The following is a 13116-nucleotide window of genomic DNA, read 5'->3' on the forward strand; positions in this document are numbered from 1 at the left end:
TGGGTCGATGGGCGGTGCGCGGTCATACCGGGACGCTCCAGGAGCGCCACAGACGCCCGTACCGGCCGTCGGCGGCGAGCAGTTCCGAGTGCGTGCCCTGCTCCACGATCCGCCCGTGGTCGAGCAGGACGATCCGGTCGGCGGCGACCGCCTGGCTGAGCCGGTGCGCCACGATCAGCGTGGTCCGTCCCTCGGTGGCGGCCAGCGCCGCCCGGTCCAGGTCACGCGCTCCGGCGCTGCCGGCCTCGGCGGTCGCCTCGTCCAGCACGGCGACGGCGGGCGCGGCCAGCACCAGCCGGGCCAGGGCGACCTGCTGGGCCTGCGCGGCGGTGAGCCGGTGGCCGCCCTCGCCGACCGCCGTGGCCAGCCCGTCCGGCAGCGCGCGCAGCCAGGTGGTGGCGCCGACCCGGTCCAGCGCGTCGAGCAGTTCCGCGTCGGTGGCGTCCGGGGCGGCCAGGCGCAGGTCCTCGGCGAGCGGCCCGGCGAAGACGTGCACCTCCTGGCTGACCAGCGCGACGTCGCGCCGCACGGCGTGCTCGCCCCGCTCGGTCAGCGGCACGCCGCCCAGGCGTACCGACCCGTCGGTGGGCGCGATGATCCCGGCGGCGATGCCGGCGAGCGTGCTCTTGCCCGCGCCGCTGGCGCCCACGAGCGCGACCCGCTCACCCGGGGCCAGGCGCAGCTCGACGTCGGCCAGGACCAGGCGGCCGTCGTCGTCGTAGCGGTGCCGGCGGACCGTGACGTCCAGCGCCGCCGGGCCGCGCCGCCCGGCCGCCGACGGCGCGGACGGGGCGGTGTCGGGCAGCGTGGCCACGCCGACCAGCCGGGCGAGGCTCGCGCCGGCCTGCAGCACCGAGTCGGACTCCATCAGCAGCAGGCCGATCGGGTTGAACAGCCGGTGGAAGTAGAGCGCGGCGGTGGTCGCCGCGCCCACCGTGACCAGGTCGGCGCGGACCAGGAAGAACCCGGCGACGAGCACCGCGGCCAGGCCGAGGAACTCCGACCTGTTGATCCGCAGCCCGAAGCGGGTGTGCAGGTTGAAGATCTCCAGCGACAGGTCGCGCGCCACGCCGGAACGCTCGGCGATCGCCGCGACGTGCGCGTCCTCGGTCCGGTACGCGCGCACTGTCGCCGCGCCGCGCAGCGCGCCGGCCATGGCCTGTGTCCGCTCGCCGGTGGCGACGCGCTCACGGGCGTAGTACGGCGCGGACCGGCGCAGGTACCAGCGCAGCGCCAGCGCGTACGCGGGCGCTGCCACCAGCCCGGCGAGGCCGAGCCGCCAGTCGAGCGCGACCAGCCCGAACACGGTCAGCACCACGGACAGCAGCGCGCCGACGAACGCCGGACCGCTGACCGCGATCACGTTCGTCACCACCGCCACGTCGTCGCCGACCCGGGCCAGCAGGTCACCGGTGCCGGCCCGTTCCAGCGTCGCCGAGGGCAGGTGCAGCGCCCGGTCGAGCACCCGCTCGCGCAGCCGGGCCAGCACGGTCTCGCCCAGGCGGGACGCGAGCGCGGCCCCGGCGGCGGTGAGCAGCCCGGTGAGCACTGCCGCGCCGGCGATCACCGCGACCCGGCCGGCGATCCGGGAGACCGGGGCATCGGCGATGACGTCGTCGACGAGGCGGCCGAGCACCCAGGGCGCGACCAGCCCGCCGGTGGCGGCGGCGACGAGCACGGCGGTCGCGGCGGCGCTGAGGCCGGGCCGCCGCCGGAACTCCGCGCCGAGCGTCGTCCAGGTCCGCCGGGCGGTCGCGGTGGGCAGCAACGCCCGGCCGGGTTCGGCGGTACGCGGGTCAGCGGTCACCGCAGTGTCTCCTCGCGGTAGCGGGCGTCGGTGGCCAGCAGGTGCTCGTGCGTCCCTTCGGCGGTCACCCGGCCGTCGGCGATCACCACCACCCGGTCGGTGATCCGCAGCAGGGCGGGGCTGCTGGTGACCAGCAGCGTGCCCCGGGGCGCGTCGCGGCGCGCACCGGCCAGTCCGTCGGCGAGTTGGGCCTCGGTGGCGGCGTCCACTGCGGTCGTGGGGTCGTGCAGCACGAGCACCGGCGGGTCGGCGTGCAACGCCCGCGCCAGCCCGAGCCGCTGGCGCTGGCCGCCGGAGAGGTTGGCGCCGCGCTCGACGAGCCGGTGGCCGAGGCCGCCGGGGTGCGCGTCCACCACGTCGTCCGCCGCGGCCGCCCGGACCGCGGCGCGCAGGCGTCCCTCGTCGGTGCTGCGGCCGGCGGCGAGGTTGGCGGCCACGGTTCCCTCGAACAGCGTCACGTCGTGCGGCTCGACCAGCACGGCGCCGCGCAGCGCGTCGATGTCCAGGTCGTCGGCGGGTACGCCGCCGACGCGTACCGCGCCCCGGCGCCGGTCCGCGGGCACCCGTCCGGACAGCAACGCGACCAGCGCGTCCGCGTCGGCCGGGTCGTACGCCAGCACGCCGACGATCTCCCCCGGGTCGACGCGCAGGCACACCCCGTCCAGCGCGGCGTGCCCGACGTGGTCGAGGACGAGCCGCGGCCCGTCCGTACGGTCCGGCCGGGACGCGGCGCCCGGCCGGGTCAGCGGCTCGGCGCCGAGCACGCGCGCGACCCGGGCCGCGGAGGCGCGGGCCATCGCGAACAACTGCACGCAGTAGCCCAGCGTCTGCACCGGCTCGGCGACGAACTGCGCGAGCCCGACCACTGTCACCAGTTCACCGATGGTGAGCCGGCCACGCAGGGCGAGCCAGCCGGCGGCACCGGCGACAGCGGCGAGGAAGAGGCCGTTCGCGGCGGTGGTGAGCCCGAGGTGCAGGCCCTTGGTGTTGGCGGCGCGCAGCGTCACGGCGAGGGCGCGCCGGCTGGCGGCGGCGTACCGGCCGGCGGCGTGGTGCTGGGCGCCGATGCCGCGCAGCACGCGCAGGCCGGAGACGAGGTCGACGGCGAGCGCCGTGGTCTCGGCGAGGGCCTCCTGCTGGGAGGCGCTGCGCCGGGACAGCAGCGGCGCCATCCGTTGCAGCGCCAGGACCAGCACCGGTACGCCGATGAGCACGCCGAGTCCGAGCGGGACGTCGATGACCAGCAGCGCGACGGCCGCGACGGTCAGCGCGCTCACCGCGGCGACGCCGAAGCCGGCCACCCGCACCACGTACGCGGAGAGTTCGGCGTCGGAGGCGGCGACCGAGAGCAGTTCGCCGTCGCGTAGGCCGGAGCGGTGCCCGCGCGGGTCGAGCGCGCGCTCGGCCAGTTCCACCCGTAGCAGGTGCGCCTCCCGCTCCACGGCCGCGAACGCCTGGCGGGCGCCGTTGCGGTAGGCGAACGCCAGCACGGTGAACAGGGCGGCGAGGCCGGCGACGGAGTACGCGAGCGCCCACGGGTCGCCGGTCACCACGGCCCGGTCGATGATGACGCCGATCGCCACCGGCACGAGCGCCTCGGTGACCTGGTGCAGCCCGAGCAGGGTCACGCCGATCAGCACCGGGCGGCGCTGGCGGCGCAGCGCCTGGCGGAGCACGTGCCGGGCGGTGACGGCGCTGCCGGGGGGAAGCGGGGACACGAGGGGATGCCTCCAGTGCTTGAAGTGAGGACAGCCTAACCTCAGCTTCGCGGGCAGCCGAACCGCCGGGGGGTGGCCGGGCTCACCACGCGCTCCGCCAGCGGCGCGCGATCACCGCCGGTAATGTTGATCAGGCCGAGAGTGTACGCAAATGTCCACTGCACCGAGGAGTGACAATGTTCGATCACGCAGCCGGCCGCATCGACATCGCACGCCTGCGGGAAACGCTTGACGGCCGGTGGGCCGACGTCCGCCGGGCGCACCGCGAACACCTCGACGAACGCTTCCTCCCGGTGTACGGCGAGACCGGTGACCAGGCTCGCGAGCGCATCACCCGGCTGCTGTCCGAACTCCCTGTCGAACTGGGCATCGCCTCGGGCTTCCCCGTCGAGTACGGCGGCCGCGGCGACGTGGGCGCCTCGATCGTCGCCACCGAGATGCTGGCCCAGGTGGACCTGTCACTGATGGTGAAGGCCGGCGTCCAGTGGGGCCTGTTCGGCGGCGCGGTCGCCGCGCTCGGCACGAAGCGGCACCACGACGCCTACCTGCCCGACATCGTCGCGGGCCGGCTCTTCGGCTGCTTCGCGATGACCGAGACCGGCCACGGCTCGGACGTGCAGCAACTGCGCACCACCTGCGTGTACGACCCGCAGACCCAGACCTTCGACCTGCACACGCCGCACGAGGCGGCGCGCAAGGACTACATCGGCAACGCGGCCCGGGACGGGCGGATGGCTGTGGTCTTCGCCCAGCTCGTCACCGGCGGGCGCCGGCACGGCGTGCACGCCTGGCTGGTGCCGATCCGCGACGAGCACGGCCGGCCGATGCCCGGCGTGACCATCGGCGACGCCGGACCCAAGGCCGGCCTGCTCGGCGTGGACAACGGGCGGCTCAGCTTCGACCACGTGCGGGTGCCGCGGGACATGCTGCTGGACCGGTACGCGCAGGTCGCCGAGGACGGCACGTACTCCAGCCCGATCGAGAACGACTCCCGGCGCTTCTTCACCATGCTGGGCACCCTGGTCCGGGGCCGGGTGAGCGTGGGCGGCGCGGCGTCGGCGGCCACCAAGGCGGCGCTGGCCATCGCGGTGCGCTACGGCGACATCCGCCGGCAGTTCAGCGACGCCGACGGCGACCGCGAGGTGCTGCTCAACGACTACCTGGCGCACCAGCGCAAGCTGCTGCCCGCGCTGGCCACCACGTACGCGCTGACCTTCGCCCAGGCGGAGCTGGTCGCGGCGCTCGACGAGATCCAGGGCGGCGACGGGCCGGTCGACGAACACCGGCAGCGGGAGCTGGAGTCCCGGGCCGCCGGGCTGAAGGCGGCGCAGACCTGGCACGCCACCCGCACCATCCAGATGTGCCGGGAGGCGTGTGGCGGCGCCGGCTACCTGTCGGAGAACCGCCTGCCCAGCCTCAAGGCCGACACCGATGTCTTCACCACGTTCGAGGGCGACAACACGGTGCTGCTGCAACTGGTCGCCAAGGGGTTGCTGACCGGTTACCGGGACGAGTTCGGCTCGCTCGACGGCTGGGGACGCGCCTCCTTCGTCGCCGAGCAGGTACGCGAGATGGTGCTGGAGCGCACCGCCGCCCGGGCGCTGATCGCACGTCTGGTCAGCGCGGTGCCGGGCCGCGACGACGAGGTCGCGGTCACCGACCGGGGCTGGCAGCTCAAGCTCTTCGAGGACCGCGAGGAGCACCTGCTCGACAGCGCGGTGCGCCGCCTGCGCGGTGGCGCGTCGACCAAGAAGGACCGGCCCTTCGACATCTTCAACGACGTCCAGGACCACGTCCTCGCCGTCGCCGCCGCGCACATCGACCGGGTGACGCTGGAGGCGTTCGTCGCCGGGATCGACGCCACCGCCGACCCGGCGGTCAAGGAGCTGCTGTCCCGGGTCTGCGACCTGTACGCGCTCACCGTGATCGAGGCGAACAAGGGCTGGCTGCTGGAGCACGGCCGGCTCACCCCGGCCCGCTCGAAGACGATCACCAGCGTGGTGAACGGGCTGCTCAAGGAGCTGCGCCCGTACATGCGCACGCTCGTGGACGGGTTCGCCATCCCGGACGCCTGGCTGCACGCCGCGATCCTGCGCGAGGAGCCCGGACGCCAGGAGGCGATGGCCGCGCACGACACCGCCGCCGACCCGCAGGCCGTGCCGGCCTAGCCGGCCGGCGCCGCGGCCTCCGGGTCCGCCTCCGTGGCCGGCTCAGGTCGCGGCCGGGCCGGTGCGCCGGGCGCCCCGGCGGGATCGCCGTCGACGGGCGGTGAGGTGGCGGGGTCACCGTCGGCCGCCCGCGCGGTGGCGGGGTCACCGTCGGCCGGCCGCGCCGCCGCGTACCCGGCGGCACCGAGCGCCAGGTACAGCCCGCCGAACAGCCAGAAGGCGGCGAACAGGAAGCCGCGCTCGGCCATCGCGAGGATCATGACCAGCGCGCCGGCCAGCGCGGTCACCGCGTACCCGGCCCGGAATCCGTAGGCGCACAGCGCACCGGCCGCGACCGGCCCGGCGATCCACAGCGCCGCGCCCACCCAGCCGACACCGACCGAGCCGCCGGCCGACGCGACCGCCACGAGTACGCCGGGCATCGCCACGATCCCACCGGCCAGGACGTGCCACCACCGTCCCCCGGCGCCTCGCCGCACGGCCCACGGCACGAACGCCGCCGCCCAGGCCACCAGCGCGAGCGGGAAGTAGTACAGGCCCGTCTCGCCGGCCGCGCAGGCGAACATGGTCAGCGCGATCGCGCCGGCGAGCCGCGACCCGGCGCGTACCCGGGCGGGCGCCACGAGCGGCGCGGCCGCGACGAGCGCCGGTAGCAGCGTGAGCAGCGTGAGCAGCGCGATTCCCGGACCGAGCCGGCCGAGGACGCCCTGCTCGCCGGCGTCGGCCTGGATCGGCTCGACCGGCACTGTGGACGGCAGCAGGAAGCTCACGCACACGGCGATCAGCACGCCGACCGCCGACGCGACCAGGGACAGCGTCCGGCCGACCCGCTCCGGGCGGTCCTGGTCCGGTAGCCCCAGTTCCTCCCGCGCCTGCCGGGCCACGTCCGGCGCGGCACCCAGGCCGGCGAGGACCTCGTCGGCGCTCCGCCCGCTGTCGAGGGCGTCGGCGATGTGCGCGCGGACATCCGCGACGATCTCCTCCGCCGTGCCGGACGGGACGTCCGACAACTCCGCGTCCAGCGCCCGCAGGTAGGCCCACGCCGCCTCCGGGAGGCCGTCGTCGCTCATCCTTCCTCCCCCATCAACTCGTCCACGTGCGGCTGGATCTCCCGCCACACCGTCGCGAACACCCGCAGGTGCGCCCGCCCCTGGTCGGTGATCGCGTAGTACCGCCGGGCGTGCCCCTGCTCGGGGGCCACCCACCGGGTCTGCACGGTGCCGGCCTGCCGCATGCGGGCGAGCAGCGGATACAGGCTGCCCTCGCTGGCGGTCAGGCCGCGCACGGCGAGCCAGTCGGCCAGTTCCAGGCCGTACATGTCGCGCCGTGAGAGCAGCGCGAGCACGCAGTACTCCAGCACGCCCTTGCGGATGTTCGTGGTGATCCGCTCACGTGCCCCGTCCATGCCTCGCAAGATACCTTGCTATGCAAGACATGTGGTGAGGGGGTCGGAACGCGCGCTGCCGGCCACGCCCGAGGGCATGGCCGGCAGCGCGGACCGGTACAGCGGGGATCAGCGCCCGTTCAGCTTGCGCTGGACGAAGTCGAAGGCACGGTCACCGAGCTGCGGCGCGTACTGGTCGACGGCCGCGACCGAGGCGGGGAAGTTCTCGCCGCCCCAGACCCGGCTCTGCCCGCACTCGGCGGCCCACTCCGAGTAGCTGTTCCAGGTCAGCATCATGTCGGCGGCCGGGGTCACGCCCGGCTCCACGATCGAGGAGCCCTTGCGCACCGGGATCACCACGGTCAGCTTGTCGGTGCCGGTGAACCGGCGAGCGACCTGGGCGTAGGCGACGCAGACCGCCGCGTTTACCGACGGGTACTCCGGAGCGGCGATGGCGACCGAGCTGAGGTAGCTGCGCCATTGGGTGCCGGTGATGTCGTTGACGGTGCCCCGGCCCGGGCCGCCCCACGCGGTCAGCTTCTTGTTCGGGTACAGGTGGCGGATCGCGCTGAACGGCTGCACCGAGTCGTACTTGCGCATGTAGTACCAGGAGGCGATCGCCACGTCGAACCCGGCGACGTCCGTCATCACGATGAACCGGACGGAGTCCTCGGTGTTGTACCGGCCCCGCAGCAGCGTGTGCGCGATGGCGCCGTACGGCGTGATGTTGTCGCTGAAGATCTCCGCGCTCATCTTCTTGCGGTCGTCCAGGCCGGCCGAGGCGCGCAGCACGTCGTCGGCCTGCTTGCGGTAGCCCTTCGGGTTCAGCAGGTGGTGGTTCACCGGCGGGGTGAGCCGGAACTGCTCGGGCCGGTCGAAGGTGATCGGCTTGACCTGGCCGAACTGGGGCGTCGCGAACTCCTGCGTGTTGACGACCTCGCGCTTGGAGATGGTGTTCGGCTGCCAGCGCGACGGGAAGCGCAGCTCGTACGGGCTGTTGACCGGCCGGTAGCCGGTGTGGTCGGCGTACGGCTCGCGGTTGTAGCGGCGGCCGCCCGCGTCGCCGTCCCGGTTCGTACCGTCGTTGCGGCGCGCCGCCATGGCGTTCTTCGCGGCGAGGATGCCGATGCCGCTGGCGGTGGTGCGGTCCTCCGCGGTGACCGCCGGGTCCAGGCCCGCGGTGGCCATCATCCGCTGCCAGGTCGCCTCGTGCTGCGGGTAGAGCTTGCTGAGCGAGGTGTAGGCCGAGTAGATGACGGCGATGTTCTTGTTGCGCGTCGTGTGCTCCTCGGCGGGACGGCGGCCGATGGTGGAGAAGATGCCGACCGCGGTGGGGTGGTACGCCGCCAGGGCGTCGAACCACGGCAGTTCGATGAGCATGGCCCGGTCCGCGGCCCAGGACCCGGGCCGGCCGCTGTACTCGACCCGCGGCTCGGTGTTGAGGGCCGGGTAGATGACGTCGGTCAGGGCGTTCCCGTGGTCGAGGTCGAAGGTCGCTGCCTGCGGGGCCGCCGACACACCGTTTGTCAGCGACACCACCAGGGCGATCGCCGCGGCGACGGCCGCGGCACCCCCGAGATGCCGTTTCCGCGGCCGCCTCAGAATCTTCACCGGGAATTCTCCTCTCCATTGGACCGCCGCACAAATGTGCTCACCGAAAATGAGGGCAGCGGATCGAAGGAACATTAACGCGCGTTATTCACGCCGGTCCACTACTCGATCGGGTAGTGGCGACGGCAACGGAATTCGACGCGCCGTCGACAACCGCCGCAAATATGCGGACCGCCGTTTTCACGCCCGGTCCTCCAGCTCCTGGGCGAACGCCAGCCAGGCGGCGGCGCACGAGCGGGCCAGCTCGGCCACCGATGTGCGCCAGTACGGCGGCACGGCGTCGACGAACTCGCGCCAGGCGGCCGGGTCGACCACGTGCCCGTCGGCCCACCGGACGAAGGCCCGGCCCACCTCGGCGTACTTCACCGCGGGGTCGCGGATCAGGTTCCCGCGTACCGCCGGCCAGTCGACGGGCGGCGCCGGGGCCTGACCCGGCCGGCGCCTGCGCGCCTCCGACCCGTCGTCGGCGGCCGGCTCGGGCTCGGCCGCCGGCCGCTGCGGGGTCAGGACCGGGTCCCGGCCCGCCTGCAGCCGGGCGCGCACGTCCCGCGCCGTGCCCACCGACACCCCGGCCTCCTTCGCGATGGCACGCAGGGGCGCGTCCGGCCGGAGCGCGATGACCGCGCTGGCCCGCCGCCGGCCCGCCGAGCCGTCCAGCGGGCGCACCCGGCCGTCCCGTCCCACCCGGCTGCCCTCCCGCGCCGCCGGTTGCAGCAGGCGGCGCCGGATGCCGCTGACCGTGGTCGGGGACAGCCCGGCGGCCGCGGCGACGGCGCGGTCCGACCACTGCGGATACAACCGCAGGATGCGGGTGGCGGCGGCCTCCCGGTCGGCGCGGGACAGCGGCAGCCCGTGTTTGATGTTGGCGTCGACCGAGAGCAGGAACGCCGCGGCGTCGTCGCCGTCGAAGAACGTCACCCGTACGGTCTCGTCGCCGCGCAGCTTGGCGGCCCGCAGCCGGTGCATGCCGTCGATCACCCGCATCGTGCCGCGCTGCACGAGGATCGGGGGGAGGTCGTGCATCGCGGCCAGCAGCCGGATGTGCTCGACGTTCTCTCCCGCCAGTCGCGGGGAGTCGCCGGGCAGCAGCGCGGAAACCGGAACCGTCTCGCCAAGCACAGACCGATCCTCCGTAGCTGCGTCCGGCAGGGAAAATCTCTCGTCGTTGCCCTTCACTTCCAGCGTGTTTGAGTTGCCCCACATTGGAAACACTCGCTTCAGCCGAGACAGGATTCCGTGCGGATAAGATGAGGTGCGCGCGTCACCGATCGAAGGATTACACCTTCCCACACATCATTGCGATGGGATTCCTGCTGGGCAACACCACTGACGGTCCCGGCACGGGTAGTAGACACTACCCACGCAGGTAGTGGACGACGAACTGCGGCGCGGCTAGCCTGGCCGAATTTGCTCCGGCAGGTCTCCTTCTGTCAATTTTCCCGCAGTTCGAAAACGGTCGGCACCTCAGGGCCGCCTCGGCGCCGGGCCGACCGTCGCGGTGTCCTTGGCCCACGCTTCGATCAACTCGGTGGCCTGCACCGGGTTGAGCCGGGGGTCGCACAGCGAGGTGTAGTGACGCGCCAGGTCGTCCTCGCCGGCCACGGACCCGCCGACGCACTCGGTCACGTCGGTGGCGGCGACCTCGACGTGCAGCCCGGCGGCGTGCTGCCGCTGCCGGTCGAGGATGTCGCGGAACCGCAGCGCCTCGGTGACCACGTCGGAGAGGTGCCGCGTCTTCAGGCCGACCGAGGCCTTGACGGTGTTGCCGTGCATGGGATCGCTCAGCCAGAGCACCGGGTGGCCCGCGTTCACCACCGCGCGGACGATCGGCGGCAGGGCCTCCCGGATCCGGTCCCGGCCCATCCGCGGGATCAGGACGAGACGGCCGGGCTCGCGCCGCGGGTCGAGCGCCTCGCACACCCGCAGAACCTCGTCCGGGTCGGCGTCCGGCCCGATCTTGCAGCCGACCGGGTTCGCCACAGTGGACAGCATAGCCACGTGCGCCTCGGCGGAGCGGCGGGTCCGCTCCCCCACCCACGGCAGGTGGGTCGACGCCAGGTAGCGCTCACCCGTGTCCGGGTCCCGGCGGATCAGCCGGGACTCGTAGTCGACAACGAGGGCCTCGTGGCTCGACCAGGGCCCCTCGGTCCGCGCGGCCCGCCCGGCCCCCTCCCGGTGGGCGCGCAGCACCCGCTGCACCCGGTCGCTCGCCTCGTACGCCCACCACATGCGGCGCGGGTCGGCCTTGCGCGTACCGGGCGCGGCCAGCTCGGAATTGATCATGTGGCCGCGGAAGGAGGGGATACTCAGCGCGTCGTGCCACTCCGTCGCCTGCGACCGGGGCTTGGCGAACTGCCCGGCCATCCGGCCCACCCGCAGCACGTTGCGCCCGGTGAGCTCACTGAGCCGGTCCCCCAGCCGGTCGATGACCTCGATCTTGTCGGAGGTGTGCCGGGGGGTGCACTCGTAGAGGCTCTCGGCGCAGTCGCCCAACTGCAGCAGGAGCCCGCCGGCCGACGCCAGCTCCGACAACGCCTGCCGGAGCCGCCGTACCTCCCCGGGCGGGACCAGCGGCGGGGCCGCCGCCAACGCCGCACAGGTCTGGGCGTACGCCGGGTGGTCCTGCCAGTCCGGTTGCTGGACCGCCGGCTTGCCCTCCCACGGCCCGAGTGGGCTGCGTTCCGCCGTTGAACCGGATTGCTGCATCTGTCCTCCAGTCGAGAGTCAGCCGGACCGCCGGTCGCGTGTGCGCGTGACCCGGCCGCCGGTGACGGCACGTCGCGCCTATCCGCCACCCCGTACGCGCTGGACCACGGCGTCGGGGTCCGGCGGCGCGGTGTTGCCCCGCCAGGCGACGTGGTGGTCCGGCCGCAGCAGGACGAGGTCGCGTTCCCACAGCTCGCGGGCCCGGGCGTCGGTCACCACGGTGTGGGTGACCGGCAGGCCCCGCGCGGCCGCCGCCGCCAGCAGCGGATCGGCGGCGCCGTCGCCGGTGAAGTCCACGAGGGTGAACGAGGCCGGGTCGAACCGGTCGAAGATCTGCTGCCCGCCACTGAGCAGGAGGCTGGGCGGGCGGGCGCCGGGCCAGGTCGTCGGGGTGTACGCCCGCGGGTCGTCCGGGGGTTCGGCCGGGCCCTCCGGCCGGAGCACCGGCGAGCCGGCATAGCGGTAGCCCAGCTCGATGCCCCGGTACTCGTTCTCGCCCCGCTCGGCGTCGAGGAAGGCCGCGACGGACGGCAGCGGGGCGCCGTCGCGCAGCAGTTCCCCCGCCCGCAGGTGCACGCCCAGGTGCCGGTGCGAGGTGTGCATGTTGCGCCGCCCCACCGGGCGGCGTTCGGCGTCGTAGCTGTCGAGCAGCGCGGGGCCGCCGAAGCCCCGGAGCACCGCGGCGAGCTTCCAGGCCACGTCCACGGCGTCACCGATGCCGGTGTTCATGCCGTACGCGCCGGTGGGGAACATCCGGTGCGCCGAATCCCCGGCGAGGAGCACCCGGCCGGCGCGGTACCGGTCGGCGAGCATGAAGCCGGGACGCCAGCGCGAGGTGAGCAGCACCTTGTCGATCCGCAGCTCGGTGCGGATCGTGTCGAGCAGGAACGCCTCCGGGTCGGCCGGCGGCTCGTCGAACTCGTTCGGGTCGATCCCGTTGACGTGCGCGGTCCAGGTGTCCACCTCGTCCTGCGCGATGATCACGTACCGGAACGCGAAGTAGTGCCAGAACCGGCCGTGCCGGTGCAGGCTGTCCAGGTCCCGGCTGGTGAAGTGCACCATGAACGCGCCCGGCAGGCCGGGCACGTCGAAGCCCTCCTCGCCGATGCCCACGGCCCGGCGGACCCGGCTCGACGCGCCGTCGCACCCGACGACGTACCGCGACCGCAGCCGGACCTCGCCGCCGGTGTCGTCGGCCAGCACGCTGGTGACAGCCGCGTCGTCCTGGGTCAGCGAGTCGAACCGTACGCCGAGGCGCAGGTCGACGAGCGGTTCCCGCCGGCAGCGCGCCCGCAGGACCGGCTCCAGGTCGATCTGGGAGATCCGCTGGCCCGGCTCGGCCGGCTGGGTGCCGTCGTTGTGCTCGGCGATGCGGCGCCACTCCTCGGTGACCGAGGGCAGGCCCCACCTGGTGATCGGCTCACCGGCGAGGCCGGTCGACCAGATCACGTCGGACCGGTGCTCGGGCGCGACCCCGGCGGCACGCACGTCGTCGGCGAGGCCGAACTGCCGGAAGAACTCCATGCTGCGGGCGTTGACGTAGTCCAGCTTGGGATGGACGGACGTCTCGAAGCCCTGATCGACGAGGACGCAGGCGACGCCGTGACGGGCGAGCGCCAGCGCGGTGACCATGCCGACCGGGCCCGCGCCCACGACCAGAACCGGTACCGGATCCACAGTTGCCTCCCGAGGGGGTGTGGGACGGCGGAGGGGGCCGCCCCA

The 13116-nt window shown here is 73.9% G+C and carries 9 protein-coding genes; 1 reads left to right on the top strand and 8 read right to left on the bottom strand.

The window, feature by feature from the left end:
* Nucleotides 1-22: 22 nt before the first annotated feature.
* On the bottom strand, nt 23-1807 hold the full coding sequence (locus tag J3R08_RS19660; protein WP_209962370.1) for an ABC transporter ATP-binding protein: 1785 nt from the start codon (nt 1805-1807) through the stop codon (nt 23-25).
* Nucleotides 1804-3525 carry an ABC transporter ATP-binding protein gene (locus J3R08_RS19665; RefSeq protein WP_209962372.1) on the bottom strand — a complete coding sequence of 574 codons (1722 nt, stop codon included), beginning with the start codon at nt 3523-3525 and terminating at the stop codon, nt 1804-1806. The genes J3R08_RS19660 and J3R08_RS19665 overlap by 4 nt, the downstream gene beginning before the upstream one ends.
* A 176-nt stretch (nt 3526-3701) precedes the next feature.
* Between J3R08_RS19665 and J3R08_RS19670 the strand changes: the two genes are divergently transcribed.
* Nucleotides 3702-5693, top strand: a complete 1992-nt coding sequence (locus J3R08_RS19670; protein WP_069088386.1) for an acyl-CoA dehydrogenase — start codon at nt 3702-3704, stop codon at nt 5691-5693.
* Here J3R08_RS19670 and J3R08_RS19675 read toward each other — a convergent pair.
* The 6 genes from J3R08_RS19675 to J3R08_RS19700 all read right to left on the bottom strand — a co-directional run bounded on the left by J3R08_RS19675 (nt 5690) and on the right by J3R08_RS19700 (nt 13071).
* Complete coding sequence (locus J3R08_RS19675) at nt 5690-6763, bottom strand: DUF1700 domain-containing protein (protein WP_209962373.1); 1074 nt, start codon at nt 6761-6763, stop codon at nt 5690-5692. The genes J3R08_RS19670 and J3R08_RS19675 overlap by 4 nt on opposite strands.
* Nucleotides 6760-7098, bottom strand: coding sequence for a PadR family transcriptional regulator (locus J3R08_RS19680; protein WP_043323114.1), 339 nt, complete (start codon nt 7096-7098; stop codon nt 6760-6762). Before J3R08_RS19680 ends, J3R08_RS19675 begins: the two co-directional genes overlap by 4 nt.
* 108 nt (nt 7099-7206) lie before the next feature.
* A complete protein-coding gene (locus J3R08_RS19685; RefSeq protein WP_209962375.1) occupies nt 7207-8688 on the bottom strand; it encodes a vanadium-dependent haloperoxidase in 1482 nt (493 codons plus the stop codon).
* Nucleotides 8689-8868: 180 nt separating this feature from the next.
* Nucleotides 8869-9807, bottom strand: coding sequence for a ParB N-terminal domain-containing protein (locus J3R08_RS19690; protein WP_197494849.1), 939 nt, complete (start codon nt 9805-9807; stop codon nt 8869-8871).
* A 345-nt stretch (nt 9808-10152) separates the two neighbouring features.
* Nucleotides 10153-11394 carry a 3-deoxy-7-phosphoheptulonate synthase gene (locus tag J3R08_RS19695; RefSeq protein ID WP_209962377.1) on the bottom strand — a complete coding sequence of 414 codons (1242 nt, stop codon included), beginning with the start codon at nt 11392-11394 and terminating at the stop codon, nt 10153-10155.
* Between the two features lie 78 nt (nt 11395-11472).
* Complete coding sequence (locus tag J3R08_RS19700; protein ID WP_209962378.1) at nt 11473-13071, bottom strand: FAD-dependent monooxygenase; 1599 nt, start codon at nt 13069-13071, stop codon at nt 11473-11475.
* Nucleotides 13072-13116 lie beyond the last annotated feature (45 nt).

This window comes from Micromonospora sp. HB375, from assembly GCF_017872985.1.
Classification (GTDB): Bacteria; Actinomycetota; Actinomycetes; order Mycobacteriales; family Micromonosporaceae; genus Micromonospora; species Micromonospora chalcea.